The organism is Motiliproteus sp. MSK22-1, from assembly GCF_001968815.1.
In the GTDB taxonomy this organism is placed as follows: domain Bacteria; phylum Pseudomonadota; class Gammaproteobacteria; order Pseudomonadales; family Balneatricaceae; genus Motiliproteus.
Map to the genome: position 1 here is coordinate 36,824 of NZ_MIEQ01000098.1, position 26,995 is coordinate 63,818.

Annotated in this window: 28 protein-coding genes; 12 read left to right on the plus strand and 16 right to left on the minus strand. The window is 46.4% G+C overall.

Annotated features, from left to right (window positions below; translation table 11 throughout):
- Nucleotides 1-35: 35 nt before the first annotated feature.
- The 7 genes from BGP75_RS26295 to BGP75_RS26320 form a co-directional block, all read right to left on the minus strand.
- On the minus strand, nt 36-221 hold the full coding sequence (locus BGP75_RS26295; protein WP_076721901.1) for a Trm112 family protein: 186 nt from the start codon (nt 219-221) through the stop codon (nt 36-38).
- A 127-nt stretch (nt 222-348) separates the two neighbouring features.
- The gene (lpxK, locus tag BGP75_RS26300; RefSeq protein ID WP_076721902.1) at nt 349-1,323 is read right to left on the minus strand and encodes a tetraacyldisaccharide 4'-kinase; all 975 of its coding nucleotides are present in this window, start codon (nt 1,321-1,323) and stop codon (nt 349-351) included.
- 3 nt (nt 1,324-1,326) lie between these two features.
- On the minus strand, nt 1,327-1,749 hold the full coding sequence (locus BGP75_RS26305; RefSeq protein ID WP_076721903.1) for a biopolymer transporter ExbD: 423 nt from the start codon (nt 1,747-1,749) through the stop codon (nt 1,327-1,329).
- Between the two features lie 61 nt (nt 1,750-1,810).
- On the minus strand, nt 1,811-2,431 hold the full coding sequence (locus tag BGP75_RS26310) for a MotA/TolQ/ExbB proton channel family protein (RefSeq protein WP_076721954.1): 621 nt from the start codon (nt 2,429-2,431) through the stop codon (nt 1,811-1,813).
- A 172-nt stretch (nt 2,432-2,603) separates the two neighbouring features.
- A complete protein-coding gene (locus BGP75_RS26315; protein ID WP_233153036.1) occupies nt 2,604-4,829 on the minus strand; it encodes a DNA internalization-related competence protein ComEC/Rec2 in 2,226 nt (741 codons plus the stop codon).
- On the minus strand, nt 4,741-4,935 hold the full coding sequence (locus BGP75_RS27540) for a hypothetical protein (protein ID WP_233153037.1): 195 nt from the start codon (nt 4,933-4,935) through the stop codon (nt 4,741-4,743). The genes BGP75_RS26315 and BGP75_RS27540 overlap by 89 nt, the downstream gene beginning before the upstream one ends.
- Before the next feature lie 95 nt (nt 4,936-5,030).
- Entirely contained in the window at nt 5,031-5,975 is a 945-nt protein-coding gene (locus BGP75_RS26320) for a PD40 domain-containing protein (RefSeq protein ID WP_158070183.1), read from the minus strand.
- A 226-nt stretch (nt 5,976-6,201) separates the two neighbouring features.
- Between BGP75_RS26320 and BGP75_RS26325 the strand changes: the two genes are divergently transcribed.
- The gene (locus tag BGP75_RS26325) at nt 6,202-6,753 is read left to right on the plus strand and encodes a DUF2062 domain-containing protein (RefSeq protein ID WP_076721906.1); all 552 of its coding nucleotides are present in this window, start codon (nt 6,202-6,204) and stop codon (nt 6,751-6,753) included.
- Between the two features lie 113 nt (nt 6,754-6,866).
- Here the strand turns inward: BGP75_RS26325 and lolD are convergent, their stop codons facing one another.
- Nucleotides 6,867-7,580 (minus strand): lipoprotein-releasing ABC transporter ATP-binding protein LolD, encoded by a 714-nt coding sequence (gene lolD, locus BGP75_RS26330; protein WP_143821205.1) that lies wholly within the window; start codon nt 7,578-7,580, stop codon nt 6,867-6,869.
- A 19-nt stretch (nt 7,581-7,599) separates the two neighbouring features.
- Nucleotides 7,600-8,844 carry a lipoprotein-releasing ABC transporter permease subunit gene (locus BGP75_RS26335; RefSeq protein WP_076721956.1) on the minus strand — a complete coding sequence of 415 codons (1,245 nt, stop codon included), beginning with the start codon at nt 8,842-8,844 and terminating at the stop codon, nt 7,600-7,602.
- Between the two features lie 84 nt (nt 8,845-8,928).
- On the opposite strand from BGP75_RS26335, the gene BGP75_RS26340 reads away from it, so the two are divergent.
- The 4 genes from BGP75_RS26340 to BGP75_RS26355 are packed head-to-tail and all read left to right on the plus strand — an operon-like array spanning nt 8,929 to nt 11,270.
- Complete coding sequence (locus BGP75_RS26340) at nt 8,929-9,546, plus strand: PilZ domain-containing protein (protein WP_076721907.1); 618 nt, start codon at nt 8,929-8,931, stop codon at nt 9,544-9,546.
- Complete coding sequence (locus BGP75_RS26345) at nt 9,543-10,421, plus strand: hypothetical protein (RefSeq protein WP_083705088.1); 879 nt, start codon at nt 9,543-9,545, stop codon at nt 10,419-10,421. Before BGP75_RS26340 ends, BGP75_RS26345 begins: the two co-directional genes overlap by 4 nt.
- Before the next feature lie 19 nt (nt 10,422-10,440).
- Nucleotides 10,441-10,902, plus strand: a complete 462-nt coding sequence (locus BGP75_RS26350; protein WP_076721908.1) for a hypothetical protein — start codon at nt 10,441-10,443, stop codon at nt 10,900-10,902.
- A gap of 56 nt (nt 10,903-10,958) precedes the next feature.
- Complete coding sequence (locus BGP75_RS26355; RefSeq protein WP_076721909.1) at nt 10,959-11,270, plus strand: helix-turn-helix domain-containing protein; 312 nt, start codon at nt 10,959-10,961, stop codon at nt 11,268-11,270.
- A gap of 208 nt (nt 11,271-11,478) precedes the next feature.
- Here BGP75_RS26355 and BGP75_RS26360 read toward each other — a convergent pair whose 3' ends face one another.
- The 5 genes from BGP75_RS26360 to BGP75_RS26380 all read right to left on the minus strand — a co-directional run bounded on the left by BGP75_RS26360 (nt 11,479) and on the right by BGP75_RS26380 (nt 17,598).
- Entirely contained in the window at nt 11,479-12,219 is a 741-nt protein-coding gene (locus BGP75_RS26360) for a glycerophosphodiester phosphodiesterase family protein (RefSeq protein ID WP_076721910.1), read from the minus strand.
- Nucleotides 12,155-13,174, minus strand: a complete 1,020-nt coding sequence (locus BGP75_RS26365) for a DUF1614 domain-containing protein (RefSeq protein ID WP_076721911.1) — start codon at nt 13,172-13,174, stop codon at nt 12,155-12,157. Before BGP75_RS26365 ends, BGP75_RS26360 begins: the two co-directional genes overlap by 65 nt.
- Nucleotides 13,175-13,330: 156 nt before the next feature.
- Nucleotides 13,331-15,631, minus strand: a complete 2,301-nt coding sequence (locus BGP75_RS26370) for a tRNA(Met) cytidine acetyltransferase TmcA (RefSeq protein WP_076721912.1) — start codon at nt 15,629-15,631, stop codon at nt 13,331-13,333.
- A gap of 142 nt (nt 15,632-15,773) precedes the next feature.
- Nucleotides 15,774-16,511 (minus strand): SIMPL domain-containing protein, encoded by a 738-nt coding sequence (locus BGP75_RS26375; protein ID WP_076721913.1) that lies wholly within the window; start codon nt 16,509-16,511, stop codon nt 15,774-15,776.
- Between the two features lie 190 nt (nt 16,512-16,701).
- A complete protein-coding gene (locus BGP75_RS26380; RefSeq protein WP_076721914.1) occupies nt 16,702-17,598 on the minus strand; it encodes a LysR family transcriptional regulator ArgP in 897 nt (298 codons plus the stop codon).
- 145 nt (nt 17,599-17,743) lie between these two features.
- Between BGP75_RS26380 and BGP75_RS26385 the strand changes: the two genes are divergently transcribed.
- A complete protein-coding gene (locus BGP75_RS26385) occupies nt 17,744-18,358 on the plus strand; it encodes a LysE/ArgO family amino acid transporter (RefSeq protein ID WP_076721915.1) in 615 nt (204 codons plus the stop codon).
- 576 nt (nt 18,359-18,934) lie between these two features.
- The gene (locus tag BGP75_RS26390; protein ID WP_076721916.1) at nt 18,935-20,065 is read left to right on the plus strand and encodes a methyltransferase; all 1,131 of its coding nucleotides are present in this window, start codon (nt 18,935-18,937) and stop codon (nt 20,063-20,065) included.
- A gap of 23 nt (nt 20,066-20,088) precedes the next feature.
- On the opposite strand, the gene BGP75_RS26395 is transcribed toward BGP75_RS26390, so the two are convergent.
- On the minus strand, nt 20,089-21,042 hold the full coding sequence (locus BGP75_RS26395) for a tRNA-dihydrouridine synthase (protein ID WP_076721917.1): 954 nt from the start codon (nt 21,040-21,042) through the stop codon (nt 20,089-20,091).
- Between the two features lie 230 nt (nt 21,043-21,272).
- Here BGP75_RS26395 and BGP75_RS26400 point away from each other — a divergent pair, with 230 nt between their 5' ends.
- On the plus strand, nt 21,273-22,055 hold the full coding sequence (locus BGP75_RS26400) for an enoyl-CoA hydratase (RefSeq protein WP_198939547.1): 783 nt from the start codon (nt 21,273-21,275) through the stop codon (nt 22,053-22,055).
- A 109-nt stretch (nt 22,056-22,164) separates the two neighbouring features.
- Here BGP75_RS26400 and BGP75_RS26405 read toward each other — a convergent pair whose 3' ends face one another.
- Nucleotides 22,165-22,395 carry a hypothetical protein gene (locus BGP75_RS26405; RefSeq protein ID WP_076721919.1) on the minus strand — a complete coding sequence of 77 codons (231 nt, stop codon included), beginning with the start codon at nt 22,393-22,395 and terminating at the stop codon, nt 22,165-22,167.
- A gap of 252 nt (nt 22,396-22,647) precedes the next feature.
- Between BGP75_RS26405 and BGP75_RS26410 the strand changes: the two genes are divergently transcribed.
- The 4 genes from BGP75_RS26410 to BGP75_RS26425 all read left to right on the plus strand — a co-directional run bounded on the left by BGP75_RS26410 (nt 22,648) and on the right by BGP75_RS26425 (nt 26,978).
- Nucleotides 22,648-23,262 carry a flavin reductase family protein gene (locus BGP75_RS26410; RefSeq protein WP_076721920.1) on the plus strand — a complete coding sequence of 205 codons (615 nt, stop codon included), beginning with the start codon at nt 22,648-22,650 and terminating at the stop codon, nt 23,260-23,262.
- Nucleotides 23,263-23,757: 495 nt separating this feature from the next.
- Nucleotides 23,758-24,111: a hypothetical protein gene (locus tag BGP75_RS26935; protein ID WP_076721921.1), complete on the plus strand. Its 354-nt coding sequence runs from the start codon at nt 23,758-23,760 to the stop codon at nt 24,109-24,111.
- Nucleotides 24,086-24,586 carry a DUF2750 domain-containing protein gene (locus BGP75_RS26420; RefSeq protein WP_158070184.1) on the plus strand — a complete coding sequence of 167 codons (501 nt, stop codon included), beginning with the start codon at nt 24,086-24,088 and terminating at the stop codon, nt 24,584-24,586. Before BGP75_RS26935 ends, BGP75_RS26420 begins: the two co-directional genes overlap by 26 nt.
- Before the next feature lie 328 nt (nt 24,587-24,914).
- Complete coding sequence (locus BGP75_RS26425) at nt 24,915-26,978, plus strand: hypothetical protein (RefSeq protein ID WP_076721923.1); 2,064 nt, start codon at nt 24,915-24,917, stop codon at nt 26,976-26,978.
- Nucleotides 26,979-26,995 lie beyond the last annotated feature (17 nt).

The window sequence follows — 26,995 nt, forward strand, 5'->3', positions numbered from 1 at the left end:
GCTTAACTGGAATAACTATCGATGGCGGGATAAGTCTAGTGTTTTTCCCGTTCTTCCTGAGTCATTTTGCGTGCCTCATTTTCCAACATTACCGGAATACCATCACGTACAGGATAAGCCAAACCACTGACTCGACAAAATAGCTCATCTGTTTCTTTATTCCACTCGACTGGAGCCTTTGAAACAGGGCACACTAAAATATCTAAGAGTTTTTTGTCCATTGAAAGAGCCCTAATCTATAAAACAGCTCCAAAGGGAGCTTTGTATCGGTTTCACGCCACCCGGATACCATGAATAAAACATCCTGGCCCTAAAGCAGTCCGTTTTGGATTAACACTGAAGCGCTGGTTAGTTGCTGATTAAACGGTTCAACTGATCCAGCAACTGTTTTTCAAACACCTCAGGCAGCTCCGCACTAACCGGCAGATAATACCTGTTGTCAGCGGCAAATGCGCGGCATTTTACTGCGTCTTTTTCAGTCATTATCACGGGAAAGTCATTATCAAACAACAGGTCATTTGCACTGAAATGGTGATGATCAGCGAAGCTATGCTCAATCACTTCAAACCCCAGTGATCGCAAGGTCTTAAAAAAACGCTGAGGATTACCGATGCCCGCTACTGCATTGACTTTACCGGGGAGCAATTGAACCGGTTCAGCTAAAAGCGTTTGAATGGAAGAAACGTTCAGGCTCATGGGGTAACTGTTACAATGCTTCCACCCTCCTCCGTTTACAATGCAAAAGTCAACTTCATCAAGGCGAGCAGGAGGTTCTCTTAATGGCCCCACGGGAAGGCAATGACCATTCCCTAATCCTCTAGCCCCATCCACAACGGCAATCTCAATATCTCTGGATAGCCGGTAATGCTGCAAGCCATCATCACTGATGATGACATCAACCTCTCCCGACTCCAACAATGCCCGACACGCTTGCGCTCGATCAGGATCAACAACAACTGGGCAACCACAACGCTGGGCAATCATAAGGGGTTCGTCACCAGAATCCGCAGCATTTGAACTGGCAACGACTCGATAAGGGTAATCTGGAGCGTTACCACCGTAGCCACGACTGACAACACCAGGACGAAATCCAAACTGTATTAAAAGCTCGACCAAATGCACAACGACAGGAGTTTTACCGACCCCTCCGACACTAATATTACCAACGACAATCACTGGTACAGGTGCTTGCCATACAGTTTTTAACCCTTTTCCAAAAGCCGTTCGACGTCGATGCGCCAAAAAAACAAACAACTTCTCGACAGGCCACAGGGGTAGCAGCCATGGAATTTTCCCGTACCAAACCCGGTCGATAAAGCTCACCCGCTACTCGCTCTCATCTGCACTGCGAGTGGTTATGCTCAGATGAACAAAACCCAATTGCCCAGCGGCATCCATCACCGTTACCACAGTTTGATGAGGTGATTGAGCATCGGCCGTAATAATCAGCGGAAGATCCTTCTTATTACGGGCTTCTTTGCTGATAGCCTTTTTTAGAGTTTCCAGTTGACCATTCACCAATGGCTTTCCATTGACCGAATACTGCCCCTGAGCAGTAATGGTAATATCAATGACTCTTGGTATTTCATCAGTCACTTCGGCGCTGGCTTTCGGTAAGTCGATTTCCAGATGAGCTTCTTTAGTGAAGGTTGTCGAAATCATAAAAAAAATCAGTAATAGAAACACCACATCAATCAGCGGTGTAAGGTTTACACTGACTTCCTCCGTGTTTTGTCGCTTGAATTTCACTGCCAACGCCCGCTATAAGATGCTCTGAACCGATTCATTATTCTGGTTATTCGTTTTGTTGTTAATCAAAATCCACTGCCCTGTCACCAAGAACGACTTCTACCAGCTTTACCGCTTCCTGCTCCATTTCAACGACTAAATAATCCACCCGCCGAAGAAAAAAACGATGAAGTATCAACGCTGGAATAGCAACACTAAGTCCAGCAGCAGTGGTTACCAGTGCTTCAGAAATGCCACCGGCAAGCACATTTGCATTACCCGTCCCCTGAATCATGATTTCAGTGAACACTTTGATCATGCCCACCACCGTTCCCAGAAGACCTAATAGCGGGGACACAAGAGCGATAGTACCCAGCGGATTGAGAAAGCGTTCCATCTCATGGATAACTTTACTGGCTGACTCCTGGATACTTTCCTTCATTATTTCCCGGCCAAACTTCGAATTATTCAGGCCCGTAACAATAATATGACCCAATGCCGATCCTTTTTGTATTTCTGACAACTTCTCGGTTGTAAGCTCTCCTTTCTGAACAAGAGCCCATACGCTTCCTACCAGGTGTTTAGGCGCTACCCGAGCTTCTCTGAGCGTCCAAAAACGCTCTATCGAAATTGCTAATGCCATAACAGAGCAAAGCAGTATCGGCAGCATTAGCCAGCCGCCTGAATTAACCAATTCGAACACCATACACTCCTTTCAAAATTGTCCGCGCTAATGTAACACAGTTAAACAAAATTCCCAGCAACAGCTCCGGTCAGTTAAAAACAGAATGCAGAACCTGCCTCTTGCTCCTGAAATATGACGAGAGAAATATACTGTTTCAAAACGATCCGGACCACCGCGCCGTTCAGGATGATCAGTCCCACCAATAGCGCTGATTTTGATATCGGTAACGACTGATTATCGGCTCCTTTTTGTATTCTGATCTGAAGGAAAGCCTGATCGCACCAGAATCAGCGGTATTTATTAATATCGATTTTTGCAGGCGATACCGGTTCACCACCTTTGGATGAGGGTGTCCGAAACGATTCAGAAAACCACTACTGACAATTGCGACATTTGGTTGAACATTTTTAATAAACTCAGATTGTGACGAAGTCTGGCTACCGTGATGGGGCACGACCAACACATCTGCTTGCAACTGATACCTGTAGCGTTCAGACAGCCTTAACTCGGTTTCCCGTTCAATATCTCCCGTCAATAAAATACTCCCGAATTCACTCTGAATTTTCAGAACACAGGACCGATTATTTTCAGATAGCTGATCGGCGCCCGCCTCTGCGCGCGAATCAGGATGGAGCATTGTGAATATCACGCCGTCCCACACCCAACGCTGGCCAACAGAACATTTGGAGTAAGTACCATCAAGCTTGGCCGAGCCGGTTATCAGCTGATTGATCTCCCAATTATCGCGAAAATAATCTATCCCACCGGCATGATCATTATCACCGTGACTGACAATCAGTTTATCCAAGTGACGAACACCGGAGTTCAACAGATAGGGAGAAATAGCAGCCTGCGCAGCCGAAAAGCCACTTCTGAACTTTGGACCTGTATCATAGAGTAAATGGTGAGTGGCCGTTTCTACATGAATTGATAATCCCTGACCTACATCCAACACTGTAACGTTAAAGGCCGGAGATTCCAGAGGCTGCTCATATCCCGTTAACATAGGCAGCCAAAACACAACCCCCAGACTTCTCCCCGGAATCGCCCTTGGCATTAAGAGGATGCCACAACCTAACAATGCAAAGCCTATTGCCAGCGGCGATACAGTTTCCGGGGTCCAAACCGTCACCACCCAGTCAGCAACAATCTGCAGGCAGAAACTGCCTTCCAGTAAAAGCCACCCTGCAGCATTCAGCCCCTGACTACCCAGCTCTGCAAACATTTGACTCAATAACAGAGACAGCATTGCCAACGGCAACACCAGCAGACTCACAAAGGGCACGGCCAATAGATTAATGACGGAAGAGCCGAGAGGAATACGGTAAAAATGGAAGGCAAGCAGAGGGATCAATACCAAACTAACGGCCAACTGAATTTTTATCATAGAGGCGAACTTGCTTTTTAGATAAGCGCCGCTTCCCAGACGACCACAAACAATATACAGCAACACTCCGGCAGCGCCGAAGGAGAGCCAAAAGCCAGGAGAAACAGCCGCCAGGGGATCTAGAGTCAGCACGACTGCTGCTGCCAGCCGAAGCCTTGAGAGCGGGCTTGATTGCCTGCCCCATACTGTTGACATCATCAATGCGCAAACCATGACCCAAGCTCTCTGAGTCGGTAAAGAAAACCCCGCCAGAAGACTGTATGCAAACGATAGCAAGAGTGCCAAAACCACAACAAAACGGGTACGTTTTCGTAAAGACAATCCGGGAAACAATCGGCCAGCGCTCATCAGCAACAAATAGCTTCCGCCCGCGACTAATCCGATATGAAGACCACTAATCACTAACAAATGTACTGTTCCGGTATTTTTATAAAGCTCCCACTGCTGTGAACTAATATTGCGCGTATCCCCAACCAATAATGCCTGCAGCAAAGCAGCCTTTTCAGTTGGTTTCACTCCGGCAGCGATAAAGTCGCTGATCCTTGATCGAAAAAGATCGACAGACCACTTATCTGTGTTTAGCAGCTGAATGCTCTGTACTTCCCGTACGTAGCCCACTGCGTCAATACCGGCAGCTATTAAGTATCTCTCCCGATCAAATCCCCCGGGATTTCTATATCCCCTGGGTCGTTTTAGTCTGACAACCATTGAATACTCTGTCTCTGGGAGTATTTTCTCTGGACACTTATACCAACTCAGCTGAACTGTTCGGGGAGTTAGCCGGGCCGGTTTGAAAACAACAGGTAAATGAGATTTTTTGAGTTGAAGTGACTTGAGTTTTAAATTGAATCGACAATAACCGACCTTGTGAATGGGCAATCCAACGACCACTCCGGTTACGCTGAAGTCGGCTCCATTCCATGCAGCCGGCAGTTTATGACTAACCGTCCAATGAGCAAAAACGATACCCCAGAAAAGCCCAAGCCATATCGGGAAGAGCCAGCGTAAAAAACGCTTCCAAAGGCAAATAAGTACCAACGACAGGCAAAGCAACGCGACCGGCATTGACGGTAGCGTTCCCATAAACGCAACCGCAGATACCGCCAAGCAAAATCGGATCATCCTTGATCTCCATCAGACTATATACTCCCTCACCCAGCAGATAAGCAGCTAGACGGCCATTTCTGCCCGCAGAAACAGCTCTACAATCGACTTATCCTGCCAGCAAAACTACCAGCTCGTCCAAATCGGTGTTTCAGCGGGATTGGAACAAAACAGATCACCGTGTCTGTCAACCAGCGATATAACATCGGCATTTTTTTCATCCAGAGTTAAACCTGTGGCTGTCGCCTTAACGATGTACAAGGCTCCACGACAAGGACGAACATTATCATGCACGTCAATACCCCGCGTAACCGCTAAATAGCCTCCATCAGGAGACCAGGCGGCGCCGTGGATATCATCATCCTTATTATCTGCCAGGAGCCGCAACCCTGTTCCATCAACATTGATGAGGTACAAATTATAATGCCCCTTACCTCTTATTTTGAGATCCGGGCTCATACTGAACGCAATCATACGGCCATCAGGGCTAACAGAAAGGGTATCCCATATATGCCCGTTTCGGAACGTTCTAATCAGTTGCTTTTTTGCACTTACATTAAAATCCACTTTATAAATTGAGTTACCTTCGCCAATAATCAGATTTCCATTAGGTGTCCAATCAAAACTTCTGATTTTTGATCTCGGATCCCGGTAGTAATAAAGTAGTTTTCCACTCTTGAGGAGCAGAGCAAGAGCTGCCTCTCCAATTTCAGCAGGTTCGTAGTACAGGGCGATAACGCTGCCGTCCGGGGATACTTTCGGAGGCCTTTCTAAAGTGTAACTGCCGGGCCTGACAAATTTGCTGATCACTTTACCTTTACGATCCAGAGTGGAAACAGTGACCCCAAACTCCATTTTCCCTCTTGCTACTTTAAAATCATCACTCACAAACAGGATATTTTCTGAGCTATCGATACCGACTAACCCATCCAGCTCAAGAACCGTTCCACTAACCCCTGTTGAAAATTTGTATTGTTGGTATTTATTGACTGGCTTCTCAAAAAACAAGCTCCCTTGTAGCCCGACAGGACTGCTGTATACTCCTCCACCGGTTGCCATAAGCGAAATCAAACAGCAGCACCGTACCAAACGCCGACTACCTGTTTTCAAATTCCTAACTGACAAAAGATCCAATATTTCCAGAAGCACTTGCGCTAATACGGCGATAAAAAAGCGGACCATCCTTGACCTCCATCAGACTAATACAGTCCCTCAAACACTAAGTTGGTTGGCTTACGGTGCTATAAAGTGCATAATCGAAGGCCATATTTCAACCCTTGCAGGCGACTTACCTTACATGCCACGCAGATTTATCAAGCGTCACATGCCTAATGAAGCGAAGATTAAGGAACATCCTCATCTTCGTAAGCTGGGAAAGCACCTTCACGAACCGAATCTCTGGCACCTTAATCGCAACTCTGTTTCCTTGGCGTTTTTGGTTGGGATTTTCTGTGCTTTTTTACCTATCCCAATGCAGATGATAGTCGCTGCAGTATTGGCTATTCTGCTCAGATGTAATTTACCCATAGCAATTGGGCTGGTCTGGATCACCAACCCGATAACCATGCCGCCTATTTTCTATTTCGCCTACCGAGTTGGAAGCTTTCTGCTGGATAGCCCTGCAACAGAACTTGAGATGGAATTGTCGATGGAGTGGCTCTCTCAAGGTTTCTCCAATATCTGGTGGCCACTGCTGTTTGGCTCGCTGGTTTGCGGAGTTGTTTTATCGGCACTAAGCTGCCTTCTGATACGCTTTTTATGGGCTCTTCATGTAGGTCACAATTGGAGAAAACGCTCCCTGCGCCGGAAGAACAACATAAGAAACAAAAGCGAGCTCGAAAAGGACTAACCCCGACCCCATCTGGAAAGATGAGTTACTGAGTTTTCTTGGGTTTGGAAATCAATTGAGGAAGACATGTAAAACAGCTCAAGTCTGAATTACTACCGGGTTAATCGTTCAAATCAGTCCACTAGCAGACCATCATCTATTCGTAAAACCCGATCCATTTGTTCTGCTAGCTGATGATCATGAGTGACTACCACAAACGCAGTATTCAAGTTCGTATTTAACTCCAGCATAAGCGACTGAATTTCCCCTGCCGTATGTCGGTCCAGATTCCCAGTCGGCTCATCCATTAATACCGTCTGGGGCTCAGTGACTAATGAACGGGCAATGGCAACCCGTTGTCTCTCTCCGCCACTCAGCTGCGAAGGCTTGTGCTCCAAGCGTTTTTCCAGCCCGACTCGAACCAATATATCTCGTGCCCGTTGCTGGACTTCTGACAGCGGTCTCTTTCCCATTAACAGAGGCATCGCAACATTTTCCAGGGCACTGAACTCAGCCAGCAAGTGATGGAACTGGTAGACAAACCCCAAAGACTTGTTTCTTAACAATGCTCTCTGGTTTTCCGTCATATTATTAACTAATTGACCACCTATATGAATTTCACCCTCACTGGGTTGGTCCAATCCACCTAAAATATTCAGCAGCGTGCTCTTCCCGGACCCCGAGCTTCCAACTATCGCAACCCGGCCTCCCGGCTCAATTGAGAGATCGATGCCTCGAAGCACTTCCAATCGGTTTTTCTCTTCAACAAATACCTTGGTGACCCCGCGGCAACTAATAACAGGCTCGATGCTGGTTATGCTATTTATTGGTTTCTGTTCGACAGCCATATTCGCCATACCGCTATTGTTACTCATACCTCAGCGCCTCTGCAGGTTGCGTCTGAGAAGCTCTGTAAGCAGGGTATATGGTGGCAAGCAAACTGAGCACCAGAGAACTTAGACAAATAGTCGTTACATCCGGCCAACGCAATTCAGAGGGCAAATAGCTAATAAAATAAACCTCAGCGCTTAAGAATTGGATATTAAATAACTGCTCAACCCAGGCAACCAGATCGGTTACCGTTAATGCCAGCAGGATTCCGAGCAGCGTTCCTGCCAGGGTGCCTATTACACCAATAAATCCGCCCTGGACAATAAAGGTTCTCATAATAGTGCCGGAGCTGGCCCCCATTGTGCGAAGTATCGCAATGTCGGATCTTTTATCTGTAACGACCATGACCAGGGTCGAGACAATATTAAAGGCAGCCACGGCGACAATAATAAAGAGCAGCAGACCAATCATCTTCTTCTCCAGCTGAATAGCCTGGAATAGATTGCCATGGGTGCGTGTCCAGTCGCTGGTCCGGAAGTTTTCCCCTAAATCACCGGCAATCTGCCTTACCCCTTGCGGCGCGTCAAAAAGGTTATCAAATTTCAGGCGAACGCCCTGAACACCGTCTTTTATACGTTTTATCTTCGCTGCATCGTTGATGTGGATATAGGCGATATTGGCATCTAATTCAGCACCGACCTTAAATGTCCCGACAACCGTAAAGCGCTTTAAACGGGGAAACACACCAGCAACCGAGATAGATGCCTCAGGCAGTACCAGGGTCACCTTGTCACCTTCAAAGGCTCCAAGGGATCTCGCAAGAATATCGCCCAGAATAATCCCGAACTCTCCAGATTTCAGATTTTCAAGCCGACCACGGGTCATATGGTCTTTAATGATCGAAATCGCCCCTTCATACTCCGGCTCTATGCCGTTCACCAAGACTCCGCGGACCACCCCCCGGGAAGTCAACATGCCTTGAGCATCGATATAAGGGGCGCTGCCTTCAATTGCAGGATAGCTGTTGATTTGTTGAATCAAGCCGCTCCAATCATCAATTTCTCCGCGGTACTGACTGATAGTCGCATGAGGCACCATCCCGAGGATTCGCTGTCGCAACTCACGATCAAAACCATTCATCACGGATAAAACAAGAATCAGCACGGCAACACCCAAGGTCAATCCGATCATGGATACCAAGGAAATGAAAGATATAAAATGATTGCTACGCTTGGCACCGGTGTACCTGAGCCCAACAAATAGAGATAGGGGTCTAAACATGGCCCGCATTAAAACATAAAGGATCCTTGAGCACCTAGCCCTATCGCTGTATTTTTACAGAAGAATCCAGGAGAAAATACTTTTATGAGCGATTGGAACATCGATAATGACCGCCGACGTACATTTCGAATTGAGGAAAAAGCATCGGTTAGTTTTCGTGTGCTGGACAGTAATCGCTATCAATCACCAGAAAAACTGTTTCCTGCCTCACCCGAGTTCACTCTTCTCAATGATTTACGTAGTATTGATGAAGACTCGGAATCTTTGCTTCGCCAGGTATCAGAAACCGATAAAGCCGCAGCAGCTTACCTTCGTTTGCTCAACCGGAAAATTGAGCGACTGGCTCAAGCACTGACATCCCCGCATACTGAAGATAGTAAAATAGCTATCACCCTGAGCGAGGAAGGGATGTCATTATCAACGCAAAACCCTGTAGAACCGGGGCAACTTATGGCGGTCAAACTGCAACTGTTGCCCGAGGGCGTTGGTATTATCGCTATGCTGAAGGTCATCTACTGCCTTGCTACAACAGAATATTTCAATGAAGATGAGCAAAATAGCTTTCGTCTGGGTGGTGAATTTGTCGATATGAAGCAACATGACCGTAGCCTGATAGCCAGGCATCTGATCGAATCCCAGGCCAAAGAGCGCAGATTATTGAAGGAGCAGCTTATCAAGGGTCAACAAGGAAAGCAGTCGTGACTGGCAGTCTCTATCCGCAAGCTCAGCTGACTAAATCTTATGACAACTTAAACCACTCCCTGGGCAGGCTTGCTTCTGTCATAGAGAACAGCAAGTTGCCTCTTTGGGTACCGCTTACAGAATCTGAGAAAAGTAGCGAAGTCCTTCCCCGTGACAAAGCCATTCAGCTTTTTTGTGATATCTGGTACTTGGACGGACAAGATGGACGGGTAACGCGAAGCTGCCATGGTCTAATAGCGGCTGACGAACAGATGCTCGAGGCCTGTGCAAAGGCTAACAAGGCCAAAATGGAATTTCGCTCAGCCATAGACGCCATTCGTGGCAACCCCGACGAAAAACAGTGGTTACTGGGATTAAGTCAGCGAGACTCACAGCTTAAGCAGGACCTGAATACCAAAGGTATCGGACGATTGCATCTCAAGCAATGCTACCGCCTTATCCCTACGCTTGATCAACACCCGACGCGAGTCGGGTTTAATTGGTATAACAGTGGCAGAAGCATTAAGAAGGTAACCGTTATTGAGGTACAAAAACAGCTAACCAAAATGGGGTTAGATAAACCTCATATAGCTTTGCAATACGACCAGCTTAAGCACTTGCCTTCTCAGACACCGCTGGCAAAAGTACAGCAGCAAGCCCCATTAATGCGCGCAAATATTCGTTTTGATTCAGAAGACCAATGCTCGGACCGTCAAGCAATGAATCTATCCTTACCACTGGTCTTTGCCTGGAAATCAAAACAACCATTTCCGGATCATAATGAACCGCTGTTACAGCCGCCGGAAGAACGCCAACGAAAAGTTCGCAGTGATCGAATTATCGAGGACACCCCTTTCTTGCCGAGCCTTCGGATACATCGCTATAGTAAAAATTAACGGGGAAGTTAGTAAGGCAATGAATCAAAAACACAGCAATCACCAAAACAGACCAGAAAACACTCAGGGAGACAGCAAAAAAAGGAACCCTGACAGAAATATAATCTACCATTTTCTGGTGGGGCTTGGATTCCTGGCCCTGATCGGCTGGTTTTATCTGATGCGAGAAATCGAGTTTATGACTTGGGTTACCGCACTGGGCCCGGAAACCCATAAGGGTGCCATGAATATGCTTGCAGTTATGATCTGGATGCTTCCGGCGTTTTTGTGCTGGAAATACTACATGCGTTATATAAACAGAAAGCTCGATATTCAGGGTATTTTTTATGAGGACCATTACTACGGGAAACCAACACCCGTTAAAGATAAGCCTGAATCAAATTTGTCAGACCAGGATAATGACCCAAAAACTGACAATGAATCCGCCCAAAGAACAGAAAACGCCACTACCGATTCAAAACCCAGACCGGACCCTGAGTAATAAGGTTTATGATCTTAGAACCTACGAACAGGCCCCAAATGAGCACTTAAACTTTTATGAGCATACTTAACTCTACGTTTTGCAGAAGACTTATTATTCTTGATTTAATTGATACGGATTCTCGCCCCAGCGTGCCGCAACTTATTGCAACCACAGGCTGGCCAAGACGAACAGTTCAGGACATTATCAAAGCGCTGCCGGGATTGGGCGTAAAGATCCACTTTCATCAGGATGGCAAACGTAATAATGACGGCTACTACATAGTCGATAGCTGGGGGCCAATTGATCGTCAATGGGTTAAGGCAAACCGCAGCGACATAGATAAGGCGCTGGAACCCATGGAATCAAATACTCTCACTCCCCCTTAACAGCACTTAACAACAATCATGAGTAAAAGATACAATTGCCGAAGTTGTATGCACTTCAGTCTCACAGAACTGGGGCCCCGGTGTCGCTTTCGCGGAGGAAAACCTGCGGGCATCTGTTCAGTTTTCAGTCGCGTAAAAACGGTAGAAAAGCCTCCAAAGCCCCATCTTTTAAATACCTAATGAGCCTGTACTCAGATGGTACTTCGGGCTACAACTCTCCTCGAATCATCTCTCCGATAGCATCCGTTTCAATAAGCCTCGCTCCTTTATCTGCCAACGAGTCTGCAACATTGGAATCTGAAGTTTCATAGAATGCCAACTCAACCCGAGGATTTTCATATCGTGCTCCCAGCGGGAGACGCTTGTGGTTAAAAAACAGGACTTCTGGTTCCATTTTGACTACGCTCGGATGACAAATTTCTGCCCAGCGAGAAAGAACCGGGCCAAGGCGTTGGTAGCCTCTTAATTTGGCCGCCTTTAGCGCATATATCGAAAAGCTAATGAGCACTACCTGATGTTTAACCGATTCGATAATAGAGAGAATTCGATCCAGCACGCGATTAACACCGAAGGCCTTTAGCGCAATACGCTTTATTTCCAGATAGAGAACAACCTTCGGATTTCGCTGCAACAGCTCTACCATATCCTGCAGGTCCATTAATCTGACACCCTTGAAACGGTTACCAAACCGACCGGGTTCAAAGGGACTTAAACGATCCAGCTGGGCTTTAGTGGAACGGTGTACCGCGCCTTTATGACCACAGAGTCGAACCAGTGTCTGATCATGAAAAATGACAGGTACTTCGTCAGCGCTAAGCTGTACATCAGCTTCTATGCGTAAAGCCCCAGCTTCAATCGCTTTCTCAAATCCGAGACGAGTGTTTTCAGGATAGCGGCTGGGATACCCCCGATGGGCTACCAGTTCGTATGGTTTGCTGCTTGGGTCCATCTATATTGATCCTATCCATCATTGAATTCTGAATCCATTCTATATTGATCCGACTTAGCGAGGTATTTTCTTTTACAAGCGTACGGTTTCTTTTTCTATGGTGGTTTCTTATTCCAGGATTGTTCCTTGAACGATTTATGTCATTTTCAGAAAAAGCCCACCCGACCTGTTTCGGCTGCTGGTATTGTAAAACAGCCGATTGATCTGCCACTCGAAATATTTCGTTATCGTGCACCATTTCCGCCGCCATCATCGCAAATAACCCAGACAGAAAGATTGCATCCATCAAACCTGCGCCACCAACAAAAATACCTTGACGCCAGGATCGCCTCACACGACTCAACTGCACAACATGCAGTAAATCTCCGCCAATCAGAGTACCCAGTACTGCTGCCATATAAGCCCAAGCCAAGTAATCATCACCACCCAGCAAAACGCCGCCAATGGCCGAGCTGACAATAGCCCCAAAAAGATTAATCACCAGCCCTCTTTTTCCCTCTACTCGACTAAGAGGATAAACAACCGCTGAAACCACAATCACCAAAAACAGCGCAGAATAAGGGTCAGGGGCGCTCTCTCGAAAAAGATAAAGTGAGAATATGATTGGTAAAATACAGCCACCAATGTTAACCCCATAGCAAATCCGTTCGTTCATATCGGCCCGGTCGATACTAACCTGTTGTTCAGCATCAACAACGTCATTGTCAGGAGCGTCTTTAATGGCGTTACTGTTAATTACACTTGTTACCTTTAGCCTGAACAACTGTATGTTCACCAGACTAAGCAAGATAGCCAACAGCATGGCATAACTGATGTCGCTTTGTGAAAGAGAGAGCTTGTGGAGGACCGCCTCCATCAATCCGAGATGGAAACAGATTAACAATAACGCGAGTGTGGCAAAATAATGCAAAATAACAAACCACCCTGATACCCCATTACTGTAAGTATTGATCACATTTCAGTGATTTCCAGTGATCCTTTATTAGGTTATTAATGTGCCTGACAAGACCTGGATAATAAGTTTTGACCGGCGCCCAGCGTTTTTACAATCGCTGCTTTGATCTCCAATCACTCTAAATCCTGAGGTTCAATAAGCTTACTCGCAGGCTCTTTAAGCAGATAAACGAGAATGCAGTTCTACGGCACGCCCCACTAATTCCAGCGTATCCAGGCCCGAGGCAAAAATAGCTCGAAGACGCTGTTCCAGAGGTTTACGTCCAACCAATCCTGTTGCCTGGCCGCACTCACTCCAGTGTTGATTTTGTAGTATTTTAGCAATCAGAAGCTCAACATCTGCATGCTCATGCCGTTCGTACAAAGCCTTATCAGCAAGCATAATCAGCGTCAACTGACGGAGCGAGGGTAATGCTTGCTCATAGCCGCGATGACCATAAGCAAAGGCCAATAAATCCAACTGTCCCTGCTCATTAATCACAGAACAGCCAAAATCACCAGGCTCTTTTAACAGTTCAACAACCAGAGCCATATCCAGCTGCTTCCAGAATTCCCGCAACTGTTCCACCAACTGATAGCGGAATCGCTGACAAATACCCGTTATCAAAATCTGGGCGTCAACTGATATTGGTTGAGCGACCAAGGCTGAATAACACCCGCTGCTGGCGTCCTTTGTTAATCCCAATCTCAGAATTCTGTAATCGTTACTACGCCAGAACTGAAGAAGATCCACCGTTGCACCGAAACTGGAGCCGACCATATCAATACGATTGGCAGTGGCTGTTTCCATTAGATGCGCAAGCATGCGGCTCCCCACACCCAGGCCCTGCAATGAAGGATGTACCGCGATACGCACCACCCTAAGATACCTCAGCTTAGGAGCGTCAATACAACCGGCTTGCGCCGCCATAATCTGCGGGAGCAAATGCCCTCGCGGTCGTCTCCGGCCAGACCAGATAGCTTCGGCCATGTCGTTATCAAACCCGCCTTCCTGAGCAACCAGCATGGTTGCGACAACAACAGATCCCTGCTTCATCACCTGTACACTCAGGTTTCGGCCATCCAGCAAATCCCGAAGATCTCCCGGAGTCGTTCGGTAATGGGCCTGAACCAATAAAGCAAAGACCTGTTTTAAAGTCGAGCGCTGCTCCAGAAGCTGCTCCGAGTTCATCAATTCTATACTGCAAGTCTCGGTATTAATTGCTGACAGCTGGTCATCAGGAGCAATTTCTGCGTTTAACAACAGGGCATTAAAGACCCAGTGTTCAAGAGGATCATTATCAGCCCAACGAACAGGCTCCTTTAGTGTTTGCAATCGCCATCCAGGAGCGAGACGTTGTAATGTTTGTTTAAAACGAATCTGAAAACCACGCCCTGTTCCTTCATATCCGTGAACTGTCGTTGAAAAAGCTATTCGGGAGTAATGCTCTAACAACACCTGCAACATCGGTGCAGGAATAGCAGCGGCCTCATCCACCAAAACCAAATCAGCCTTCGGCCTGCTGCGAATAATCTCATCAGGAGGTATAAACCGTAAAACCCCATTGGCAAACTGCAATTCCATAGACTTGATTCTATTCCCGGAAAGCAGCGACTCTGCGATATCAAATACTCCTTCGACTGCTGAAAACCTTGGAGCTGTAACAATAATCACGCCAGGACCCAGCCTATCCTGATGGGCTTTCAACAATCTGGCCGCCGCTATACCAAGAGCAGAACTTTTACCTCTTCCCCGGTCTGCGGTAATAACCAGGGGTCTACGCCTGTGCCCGGTTACTACATGAACAATCGCCTCTACAGCCATAGCCTGATCACTGGTACAACAATCAGACATATCCAACTGACAGCCACCGTTAGCAGATTCCGGAACCTCTATTGGATGATCCGGCCTATCACTAACTGTGGGATAGAAAGGCGGTATGGGTTCACCCTGATCGACAACCAGAATATCAGGATTTGTTCTGATGGACTCAGACACCAGGGAGATAAAGGCACTGCGATTCAGGGTCTCTCCTGCCGGTTCGTTTTCAGCATGATCCGTTTTCGGCAATTCAACCAGCGTTCGTTGAAAATCCAGATCCAGTTTCCCTGACCATTGGTCTAAAGGAGGTGTCATCAGTACGAGTAAACTACCGGCAACCAGGGTACCAGACAACGCAGCCATCACATCCGGATTAAAGCCATCGTAAGTGTCAATAAACAATACATGGGACTCTGTGCCCAGCAGATGAACACTTTGTTTCGCCGTCACGGCACGACTTCCTGCGACGGGATTTTTTCCTACCCAAAGAGCACAGGCCCGTGAATTGCCAGAGAGCACTATACTCAGAACTTCTTGTGCGCTTTCCCTGCACCAGTCAGAACGTCCAGCCAGGACGAGAACACTTCGGTGCTTTCGTAACAAGAGCTGATCAGTAACATCAACAACCAGTTGTCTAAAAGAACGATTCAGATTCACCTGTTCTTAACACCCAGAAATAAAGAAATATCTAACCGTGACTTGGTTGTATGCAACGACTGTTACTCTTTTTAAGCCCCGGCACACAACCCCATTGACCCCATAATAGATATGGCACCCACAATACACCGGAGCTGGAAAACTAAGGTGTTATTTTATAGCTAAGGCTAACACTTGCCCTTACTTCTATTTCACCAGGCACAACCTGCGGCACAACAGGCGCATCAGCAGTACTTAACATAGAAACTTCCATCCGAGAACTACGCATACGCCCCATGGGTCGTATACTGGCTCCGTCAACTTGAATCGCAGATACTGACAACAGCTCAACTTCAGCAGCCTCAGCCGCTGCCAGAGCATAGCCTCGGGCTTTTTGGGTTGCTAAACGAATCGCCTGGTTACGATGCTCATCAGGATTCTTAAGACCAAACTCCAACTGCCCGATGGTGTTCGCTCCTGCTTCGGTAGCAACGTTAATCCATTCTCCAACCCTTTGTAGTTTTGACGTTTCAATCTCCAGATGATTACTTACCACATACCCGACAATCGTTGCTTTCCAGTCTGGTTCACTTTGACGAGGACGAGGAGACCATTGCGGACTAATGGAAAAACTCCCGGTCTTTAGCTCAGAGTCGCTTAACCCCTCTTTAGACAGGCTTTTTCGTACCTCCGACATTAATCGGTTGTTCTGCTCCAAAGCTTTAGCTGCGGTTTTGCCGCTGGTTTCGACTCCAACACGAAAACCAACCTGATCCGCAGGTACTTCGACAGTGGCTTCGCCACGAACATCCAAAGTAGGCTCAGATAGGTTTTCAGCCTGAGCAGAAAGTGCGAACAATAACGTAGAAAACAAACATAGAGTTGATAACCTTTTCTTCATAATACCCTTCCTGTTTAAGACTCCATTTTATTACTTTCCAATGCAATCCAAACAAAATTATTGGAAGGCAGCAGAAATTAGTTTCTGACCGAGTTTATCGATACTTTTATTTACAGTTACTGAACGGGACTGACTTTAAATGAGTTAATAGATCCAATACTTATCACAACAAAGATAACGGTATAAATTATTACTGGCAATCTTGGCTAAGTACGGTCCGCCCTGCCTGAATAACAATCGACGACAGCTCCCGAACCAGAGGAGTATCGACACCCCAACATTGCCAGTATAAATCGACACCAAAGGCATGTTCAGGTTCAAGGTCTATAAGCTCACCTGTTCGAATCAGGCTTCCCAGCATCAAATCAGGCACTAATCCATAACCCAGCCCCATTTTAATGGCCTTTAAAAACGTTCCCGTTGATGGCAACCGATGCTTTGGATACACCCCTTGAAATTCGTTCCAGCATTTCTTTAAAAATTCATCATGCAAACGATCCTTGCTATTGAACGTCACCGCAGGTGCCTTTTCTATTGCCTGTTGACCAAAACCAGCAGAAAAGTAACACTCCAGAAACTCTTTTGTGGCAACACAACGATAACGCATTGTCCCCAGAGGTTCGCAGCGACATCCCTGCGGCGGCTGAGATTCCGCCGTAATACAGCCTATAGCTTCACCTGTTTTAAGCAATCTCAGGGTTTCGTCTTGATCCTCAACCGCAAGATCAAGCAACCACTGGCTTTGCTGAGCTTTCTCAGCAATAGCATCAACAAACCAGGTTACCATACTGTCAGCGTTAACAGCGATTGGTAAAGATACAAACCCGGCCAACTGATCATCAAAAGCCGACCAAAGCTCATCTTCTAGCAGGCTCACCTTCCGATAATGCTTAAGCAGTTGCTGCCCTTTTGGCGTGGCCTGAACAGGGCTGGTACGAATCAGCAGAGGTTGCCCGCAACGAGTTTCCAGCAATTTAATTCGCTGCGAAATGGCTGACTGAGTCAGATGCAGCTGCTTAGCTGCCGTTTCAAAACTACCGGTTTCAAATACCACCGCAAGCGCTTCTAGTAGCTTGTAGTCCAGCATAATCAAGAGTCACATAAAATTTTATAATGTAAGTAGAAAATATTTAATTTTACTTAAAACACTATCGACTATAACCTGAATTCTTCTATCTTCCCACCGCTTGAAGGCGGGAAACCCAACATCAAATAGGATTTTGAGGATTGTTATGCTTTTGTCGCCATTTATTCAGGGGTTCGGCGTTAGTGCAGGTTTGATTATCGCCATCGGTGCTCAGAATGCACATGTGTTAACACTTGGGATTAAACGACATTACCCTCTTTCCGTAGCCTTGGTATGCAGCCTCTGTGATGCGCTGCTAATTATTGCAGGTGTGATTGGCATGGGGATGCTGCTCGATCAGTTTCCCGAATTCAAAGTGCTGGCGACGCTTGGTGGTGCGCTGTTCCTGTTTATTTATGGCATAAAAGCGATACGCAGCGCCATGCTGCCAAAGCACCTCAGTCTCGACAAGAAAACTCTGAATCCGTCTTTTGCACTCGTCATGACAAGCACACTGATGGTGACTTTGCTCAACCCCCATGTCTACCTGGATACGATGGTTCTAATTGGCACCATAGCCGGACAGTATAGCGGTATAGAAAAAGCGATATTTGCCACTGGAGCAGTGTTAGCCTCCTTTGGCTGGTTCTTCTCTCTGAGCTGGGGAGCGACTAAGCTTCGTCCATTCTTCCAGTCAACACGAGCATGGCAGATGCTTGATTTATTCGTAGCATTCACCATGCTGACTCTCTCAATACTCCTGGCGCTCTCCGTTTTATGATGATCAGGCAGACCGTCTTTAAGTAAGCACTAAGGAGCCTGGCCTGATACAGTATTTAATCGGTGTGGCCCCAACGCCTGTGGGCTTTGTACTAAAAGGAATAAAATATGAAACAGACCAGATCAGCAAGGTAGCTTCTTTACCGGACTTTCTGTCAAAGGGCTTTCCGGTAAGAAGGCCATTAGTAAAATAACCTTTAGCCTGACAGAACAACGTTAAAGAATTTCGAAGAAAAGGACTCAACCCTTAAGCAGGTTTAAAACAGAGATACAAAAAAGACCAGCCTATACTCCGTCTAGACTGGTCTTCGATCCTTTTGTGCAACGATCCGTCCTGCTCCAAGCTGCGGTCAGTTCCTTCTGCATCCCTGTTGCGATGTAGACAGTTTGGCCTATACGGACCGATTAATCTCTAGGAAAATATCCTATTTTCAGCTGTTTTATTGAGGCCTCATTCAACAACCAGCATAAATTCAAAATGCTGCCGAGAAAAATCAATTGGTGTTTCTCTTGCTCGATGGAAGGAATCCTCTAAAATAGCGCCTCTTCTCAGTACCGCACCTAAGGCTAACGGCTAATGCAACAATTTCAGGTTCCGCAGGGACATTTTAGCCTGCAACGATATCCAGTCGATGCGAATCCATCACTTCGAGCCTGGGACGCAGCTGATGAATTAATCCTGAAGCACGTTGATGAGCAATTGACCCACCCTGATCCCGGTATATGGATTTACAATGACTCTTTCGGAGCCCTCAGTGTGGCGTTGAACAACTATTCTGTGCAGGCCATTTCAGACTCCTATCTGGCCCATAGAAGCATTGATAATAATTATTGTGATAACCATTTAGTAACAGATTCGCTGACAGTTAAGAGTTCTATTGAAACTCTCGAAGGAACACCGGATATTGTCCTGATCAAGGTGCCAAAAACGTTAGCCCTGCTGGAAGACCAGCTGTGTCGGCTTAGACCGTTTCTAACCGCACAGACACAAGTTATCGGTGCAGCAATGGTCAGGCATATTCACAGCTCAACCTTATCACTGTTCGAACGGATAATCGGTCCAACAAAAACGTCCCTCGCCACAAAAAAGGCACGCTTGATTTTCTCAACACCGGATATGGAGATAAAACCTTCTAAATCCCCTTATCCCAATAGCTATACCCTGGAAGGAACCAAACATCAGATTATTAATCACGCTAACGTTTTTTCAAGACAGAAGCTGGACATCGGTACACGACTTTTTTTACAACATCTGCCTGTATCAGCCACCGCTCAATCCATTATCGACTTAGGCTGTGGTAATGGGATTGTCGGACTTATTGCCTCTGAGCGTAATCCGAGCGCTCAGCTTAAATTCATAGACGAGTCATATATGGCTGTTGCCAGTGCAAAGCAAAACTTCGAAAATGCTTTCAACGGTCAACACAAAGCAACATTTGTTGTTGATAACTGTCTTGATAAAACTGACTCAGATTCAGCAGACCTGATTCTAAACAATCCTCCCTTTCATCAGCAGCAAGCGATTGGAGACCACATCGCTTTACAGATGTTTCGCCAGTCTCATCGGGTACTGCGTCAAAAAGGGGAGCTCTGGGTAATTGGCAACCGCCATTTGGGCTACCATAAACGACTAAAGCAGATCTTCGGTAACTGCACCAGGGTGGCCAGCAACAGTAAGTTCGTGATACTTAAGACCACAAAGTTGTAACTGAAAAAAACAACGTAAACGGCCTATAGACAGCTGTGCTGCTGGAATACAGATCTGACACCCTCAATATGCATCTCTTTTTTGATAAGCTCAAATAATCGCTTCGCTTGAGGGTATTGTTTTTGTAGAAAAGAAAGCCATTGTTTGATTCGCCCGGGAGCATGCTTGGCAGCAACTTGCTGCTGAACCGACTCGAAAAAACGGTACAGCATGCTCACTACTGTTGCCCAGTCCATGGGGACATAGGATACTCCATCCCGTTGCGCAACAATCCCTCTAGCCAGATCAGGGCGTTGCAGCAACCCTCTGCCGACCATCACATTTTCACAACCACTCACTTCACGACAGAGCTGATAATCGCTGGTCGAGAAAACGTCCCCGTTGGCGACAACAGGAATATCAACCCGGTTCCGAATCTGTGCGATCCAGGACCAGTGGGCAGGAGGTCGATAGCCCTCAACCTTGGTACGTGCGTGAACACAAATTTCGCTGGCACCTGCATCAGCAATGGCTACAGCATTATCTATCGCCAACGCCTTGTCCTCATAACCCAAACGCATCTTGGCGGTTACAGGAATATTGTCAGGAACAGCTTCACGTACAGCTGACACAATAAGATTAACCAGATCGGGCTCTTTCAACAGAATTGAACCACCACGATTACGGTTAACGGTTTTGGCCGGACAACCAAAATTCAAATCAATGCCTGGCGCCCCCAGAGTCGCGGCTCTTAGTGCGTTAGCCGCCATAACATCTGGCTCACTACCAAGCAATTGCACAAACACCGGAACCCCGCTAGAAGTGACTCCACCCACATGCAATTCAGGAGACAGTCGATAGAATACCCGAGAGGGCAGCACACGCTCACTAACACGCACAAACTCTGTCACACAGCGATCAATACCGCCAACCGTTGTCAACAAGTCCCTCATAACAGGGTCCACCACCCCTTCCATAGGGGCCAATAGTATTTTCAATGTTAACAGTACCTGGGCAGCGTTTTATTCGATCCGAAAGGAATAGTTGACGTAACAGATCAATGGCCCTGTATATTAACCCAATCCCGAGAAAATCCCACGTGCACCCGATAGATATTCTACGATCAGATAACCTGCAAACCGCGACACTCGACTAAAGATAGTATTAGCAACCACTAAAACTAGGTACAATCCCTTACTGAATTGGAACTCTTATTATGGGAAATCCTATGAATAGCACCCCTCTGATTTTAACTGATGACGCTGATGGTATTGCTACCGTTACCCTGAACAGACCCGAAGCCTATAACGCACTATCCCTCCCTCTGATGAGAGAGTTACTGGCTCAACTGAAGAAAATATCTGCAGCCAGACACATCCACGTCGTTATTCTTAAAGGTGCCGGACGAGGATTTTGCGCGGGTCATGATCTAAAAGAAATGACTTCCTCCCAAGATCAAAAACTTCATGATGAGACTTTTCAAACCTGCTCCAAACTGATGCAGGCAATCACCCAATTGCCTCAGCCTGTAATTGCTCAAGTTCACGGCATCGCGACGGCAGCTGGTTGCCAGCTTGTTGCCAGTTGCGATTTGGCAATAGCGTCGGAGAATACGAAATTCGCCACTCCTGGTGTGAATATTGGCCTATTCTGCTCGACCCCAATGGTTGCCCTCAGTCGAACAGTATCCCGAAAACATGCAATGGAGATGCTGCTGCTTGGAGATATGCTAAGCGCACAACGGGCATACGAAATAGGCTTAATAAATCGTGTAGTTAATGAGGAAAGTATCGAAGAAAGCGTGCAGACTATGGCTAAACAACTGGCAACCAAATCACCGTTAACTATCAGAACAGGAAAACAGGCATTCTATCATCAAATAGACCAGGGGCTTGCGGATGCCTATAACCACTGCAGCAAGGTGATGAGCTGCAATCTCAATAGCGAAGATGCTCAGGAGGGGATTAATGCTTTTCTAAACAAGCGCCCAGCCGTCTGGAAAGGTTGTTAATTAAACAACGAAACAAAGAAAGGTGCAGAACGGGCACACCGGAACTTAGCTTAGAAGTGGAACACTCTTAATGATCGAAAGTGTTCCACCACTGTTATCAAAATAATAATTAGAAGTGCTCCACTATGGATACACGCTTAAAACCAAAATCCTTTGCTAGGCGGGTGGCTACATCCAGGTCATGAAATACACGCTCATGACCACCATTTGTCAGAGGAAGCAGGCTGTCATCAATATCACGGAATTGAATGACCCAACCATTGCCCTCTGTTCCCGGCTCGATAAGCGCTTCTTTCAAGGCACCAATTTCGAAACCAATTTGTACATCATAGAACTCCATAAGCTCTCCTAATATGTCCTCAATATTGAAGCGCCTGTAATTAAGCATAGCAGGTGAAGGGTTTTTGCGAATGAATGTTTCTCAGGTACAAGACAGGAATTTTTTGTTGAAACTTTTCCATAAACTGAAACCTGAATCTCTGACTCAAGAACATAAAAAAACGCCAAACACCCGTTTAAACCTGGGCTAGAGCGTAGTTAACGAGGTAGTATAGCGTTCATTCGTTAACGCTTATTTAGTAGGAAACAGACAATGCAAATCGACTTCGATCAGTTAAGCCCAAACGCTGTCTACTTTAATATTATTCAAACACTGGTCCCTCGCCCTATTGCCTGGGTGCTGTCTGAGAACAGATCCGGTAGTTATAACCTTGCTCCTTTTTCTTATTTCACCGCTGTTTCCAGCAACCCTCCTTTACTAATGATCTCTGTCGGAAAAAAACCGGATGGTAGTGACAAAGACACGCTGATCAATATCGAGCAACGCAAAGAGTTCATCATCCACATCCCACACTTTGATCAGTTAACAGAAATGAATGAAAGCTCAGCAACCCTGCCTGAAGGGGATTCGGAGCTGGAACGACTAAAGCTGGAAACGACTGCAATGGAAGGAATCAGACTCCCCAGGCTGAAAGAGAGCCGTATCGCTTTTGCATGCGAGTGTTACGAAATACACGAGATCGGGAACACCCCCCAGGCAATGATCCTTGGTAAGGTCCAGAGTCTCTATATAGACGATAACATCGCTGTCAATGATCCCAAGGGAAGGCTCAAAGTCGACACTGAAAAATTGCAACCTGTGTCTCGTCTGGGGGCTTCAGAATATATGCGTAGTGGCGAAATCATTACACTGGGCAGGCCCCGTTAGTATCATAAAGATAAAAAAAGGAGGGGCAATATTTTTGCCCCAGAAGCCACTCTAATTTAATAAGCACACCGATTTAAAACAAACGTTTATACACAAGTCATTGAATCTTCGATTACCGGGGTGCATAGAGAGATGTAGTCAAGTCATATATTTAGATATACGTTTAAGATAACGAGATAATATATTGATTTAATTGAATTAAGACTTTTCTGGTTGTTTTTTAACCAATCTGTAAAAAAAGAAGTGTAACGGGGCCTTCAAGGAATATAGCCCTACTGGTTCACAGACTTATCCACAGTAATTGTTAATAGCCTTCTCTACCCCTTTAAGAAAGGGCATTACAGCGAAAAAAAAACCTTCATATGTCATCAGTATATAGCTCAATTATGACAATATGACTACACTGAGAAACCTGACACCGCCAGCATTTCAGAAAAGAATTACCCTGTTTTTTTATACTGAAATCAAACTCCCCGAACCGTCGGGATACTATCTATGTCATTACTAATAGCTCCAACAGTTAGCCGGCGTCTGCTACGACTGGTTGCTGCGGCATTAACAACCTTACTACTGAGTAGCTGTGGTTTCTTTTACCCGCAAACGGTTGAGTTCTATGATCCAGAATGTCAAATCCTCGCAAAGAAGGTAGAACTGAGGAGTGTAAGTATCAGAGGAGTCGGGCTGAGCTGTCACAATGAAGGCTGTTTGATCGCTTTAATCCCCGCCGCTGCCTCCGCCATTGTTTCAGGGTCAATCGTTGTTGTTGGCAATGTCGTTTACTGGCTGGAGAAACAGGGTAAGTGTGCCACTATGGATTGGAGCAATGACAACGACCAGAGTAACTGGTAATAAGACAGTCGCTCATGAGAGAATCCACCCTAACAGTAATCGATACCTCAAACTTTGTAATGAAACAGGAACGACCTCAATGCCTTACCGCTTAGAAGACGGTCAGTTGGAATCTTTGTTGGCCCTCTCCTCGGAAGAACGTTACCGGCACTTTTTGGAAAAGGTAGCTGACTGGGAACAGCTGTGGGGAGCGCGTGACGAACAAGGCTGGCTTGTCCAGGCCACCTCAACCAATCAGGCTTATATTTCACTTTGGCCTCATCCTGCCTTCGCTACCGATGCAATTAGACGCCACTTTCCGGGTAATTTCGAGGAAGAAATCGACTTCGAATATCTTTTGAACGAATGGCTGCCTCTGCTGAAACAGGAGAATATCAAAATTTCGATTTTCCCGGATCGTCAATGGCACTCTGTACTGGTTGATGTAGAAAAATTTGAATCGGACCTCAGGCAAGAGATGAAAAAATACCAGTGAAATGGGTACCCACAAAAACGCCCACAGTGAATCATTCCGGCAAATTACCGCACTAAATCACCGCACCAATAGAGTTTATCTGGAGACAGCAGCGCCGTTATTGAAATTTGAACAGGCTCGGAAAATTTCCAATTATCCCCTTTCTTAATCAAACAAGCCAAATTTGCTCAAGGCCAATCATTCACTTTTGCCACAGAACAGAATAGCCAAAAATGATTCATATCAAAAATGCAAATGATATGGGTTTTCATTTGCATTTAGATTAGTGTAACATTTGCGATCTTTGACCTGCCCTGCACATATTTGTTTTAGTGATCAAGGAGAATTCATGTTAAGCCCTCGAACGCGATTATCGACTGCCTTGTCGGCACTTTTGGTCTGTACAACCGCTCAGGCGGACGGTATTCAGGTAGAAGTCGTTGATAAATTATTCAGACCTGCTGGCTCAATGCTGGCGTATACGGAATTTGAGCTCTCAGGAGAGCCGTTGGCAGAAAGCCTGGGGCTTGACTTGGATATTCTCGATCCGGATCAACTGAACTATCCAACAGCATTCGATTACAGCGCGGGTATAGAAAGCTACGAATACTCTGAAGAAGCGATGTATGCGTTGAATTATCAGTCAAAGATGGGACCCCACCTGGCGAACGGCCCTTTAAATGCTGCCCGTGGTGGCAACCTGGATGGACTTGGAGCACGCTTTTTGGAAATGGCCAAAGCTGTTGCCTTTCCTCCAGAAGAAATACCTCTGAATATATACCCGATTTCGCTGCCCTATGAGGCAGGCCTGCCAGAATTTTCTAACGCTGTCGATACCAGCTCTGTCAGTTCTGACGAGGTTGAGTATCTGGATGCCAATGGCAAATCAGGAACTCAAACCACACAGGTTCCAGCCTACTTCAGGGATTATTCATCTTTGGCCTGGACCAGTTCTAAAACAAACAAAACAATAAACCCAGCCACTGTCGGTGGAATTCTTCTGAAAGAAGTTATGTGGTCTCAGGATTTTCTCGGTGGGATGCATATAGCTGAAAACGACGAAGAAGTAGAAGCAACCTCATCCCAGCAAGATCAGGATGGTGTACATGCTCTGGGGGTTTCCGCAGCTGACGGCATGAATGGCATGATTTTGACCGAGCTGTCCCTCGATAAGCTGCTTATTATGCAAAACCAACTGGGATACGATGGCAAGAAACTGGGCGTCACGATCACGCCTGACTACGACCCGACAAAGGGTGCTATCTGGTTTCCTCACAAGGTTGCAGCTGAAGAAGTTGCAAAGAACAATGTCGGCGCAATTGGTAAGCTAAGCGTAAGCGATGGACAGTCGACGCTCAGGGATAGCTGGATGATGCTCTGGCCCGTCAGCGAGTACTTTGCGTTTTCTGATCAGCGCAAAGCAAATACTGCTCAGAACCCCTCGTTTTATGCCGTATTTGACGGAGCTCCATTTGCAGCCGCTCCCGCAGTTAACACTGACGCAGACCAAACAAATGATATCCAGGGCACTGATGCCTTCTCTGTCGCCAGCAACCTCAGCAACCTGCTATTCAAAAACATTTCTGCCTTACACTTCAATTCACAGGCAGGAACACTTGTTGACAGCTATTCAGCAGATGGCAAACAAGGGGCGCATGTAACAACTTATGATGCGGCTTACAGCCTGGTAGCTTTATCTATCTACCAGCGCTCCCAGGATGCTCTTCCCGTTGGATACGCCTCTGCAGACGGCAGCGACGTTAACCTGAAATCCGCCAACGGACAAAAAGCACTGGCAATGATTAAGTCCCAGGCAGACTTTATTATTGAAAACCTGATTGCGACCAACGGACTGGTCATTGACGGAATCACCTTAAAAGGCAAGACCGATTCCAATCAGTCTCTAGACAGTCAGTTTGCTGTTGTTCGAGGGCTGACAGCAGCTTTCTTAGCGACTGAAGACGAAAAATATCGTACCGCTGCTCGTAATCTGTACCTGAATATCGACAAGAAGCTGTTTGATAACGGAATCAACACCTGGGCACAGACACCAGGGAAGATAACCGAACACACCCCCTGGACTGCTGCCGCAATCTCAGGAGCATTACGTGAAGCGATGCTGCACCTGAAAAACCAGGAAAGCGAATCCGATTCCGCCCTTGAATTATCTACCCTGTCCGAGCGCTATGTTGGCTGGTTCAGAGGGGTAATAAATGGTCCCGATATTGGACAGGGAATGCAGCTGGCTGAGTGGTTGGGAGATTCTGGAGAACATCAGGTTGACGGTGGTAGCAAGGATAATGACGGCGATAAGGTTGCCCGCGTAACAGAAGCCGGAGGCCCTCACGGTACTGCAATGGTAATGGCCTCTAAAGTCAAAGTATCCTCCAGCCATAACGTTGCAGCAAAGTAGGCAACTTTAAGTTGTAA

Bases quoted from the DNA above. Each gene is read 5' to 3' on its own strand.
- BGP75_RS26295 (WP_076721901.1), bottom strand. From the start codon at position 221: ATGGACAAAAAACTCTTAGATATTTTAGTGTGCCCTGTTTCAAAGGCT.
- BGP75_RS27540 (WP_233153037.1), bottom strand. From the start codon at position 4,935: ATGGAGATCAAGGATGATCCGATTTTGCTTGGCGGTATCTGCGGTTGC.
- BGP75_RS26325 (WP_076721906.1), top strand. From the start codon at position 6,202: ATGCCACGCAGATTTATCAAGCGTCACATGCCTAATGAAGCGAAGATT.
- lolD (WP_143821205.1), bottom strand. From the start codon at position 7,580: ATGGCTGTCGAACAGAAACCAATAAATAGCATAACCAGCATCGAGCCT.
- BGP75_RS26335 (WP_076721956.1), bottom strand. From the start codon at position 8,844: ATGTTTAGACCCCTATCTCTATTTGTTGGGCTCAGGTACACCGGTGCC.
- BGP75_RS26340 (WP_076721907.1), top strand. From the start codon at position 8,929: ATGAGCGATTGGAACATCGATAATGACCGCCGACGTACATTTCGAATT.
- BGP75_RS26350 (WP_076721908.1), top strand. From the start codon at position 10,441: ATGAATCAAAAACACAGCAATCACCAAAACAGACCAGAAAACACTCAG.
- BGP75_RS26355 (WP_076721909.1), top strand. From the start codon at position 10,959: ATGAGCATACTTAACTCTACGTTTTGCAGAAGACTTATTATTCTTGAT.
- BGP75_RS26360 (WP_076721910.1), bottom strand. From the start codon at position 12,219: ATGGACCCAAGCAGCAAACCATACGAACTGGTAGCCCATCGGGGGTAT.
- BGP75_RS26375 (WP_076721913.1), bottom strand. From the start codon at position 16,511: ATGAAGAAAAGGTTATCAACTCTATGTTTGTTTTCTACGTTATTGTTC.
- BGP75_RS26380 (WP_076721914.1), bottom strand. From the start codon at position 17,598: ATGCTGGACTACAAGCTACTAGAAGCGCTTGCGGTGGTATTTGAAACC.
- BGP75_RS26385 (WP_076721915.1), top strand. From the start codon at position 17,744: ATGCTTTTGTCGCCATTTATTCAGGGGTTCGGCGTTAGTGCAGGTTTG.
- BGP75_RS26390 (WP_076721916.1), top strand. From the start codon at position 18,935: ATGCAACAATTTCAGGTTCCGCAGGGACATTTTAGCCTGCAACGATAT.
- BGP75_RS26400 (WP_198939547.1), top strand. From the start codon at position 21,273: ATGAATAGCACCCCTCTGATTTTAACTGATGACGCTGATGGTATTGCT.
- BGP75_RS26405 (WP_076721919.1), bottom strand. From the start codon at position 22,395: ATGGAGTTCTATGATGTACAAATTGGTTTCGAAATTGGTGCCTTGAAA.
- BGP75_RS26410 (WP_076721920.1), top strand. From the start codon at position 22,648: ATGCAAATCGACTTCGATCAGTTAAGCCCAAACGCTGTCTACTTTAAT.
- BGP75_RS26935 (WP_076721921.1), top strand. From the start codon at position 23,758: ATGTCATTACTAATAGCTCCAACAGTTAGCCGGCGTCTGCTACGACTG.
- BGP75_RS26420 (WP_158070184.1), top strand. From the start codon at position 24,086: ATGACAACGACCAGAGTAACTGGTAATAAGACAGTCGCTCATGAGAGA.
- BGP75_RS26425 (WP_076721923.1), top strand. From the start codon at position 24,915: ATGTTAAGCCCTCGAACGCGATTATCGACTGCCTTGTCGGCACTTTTG.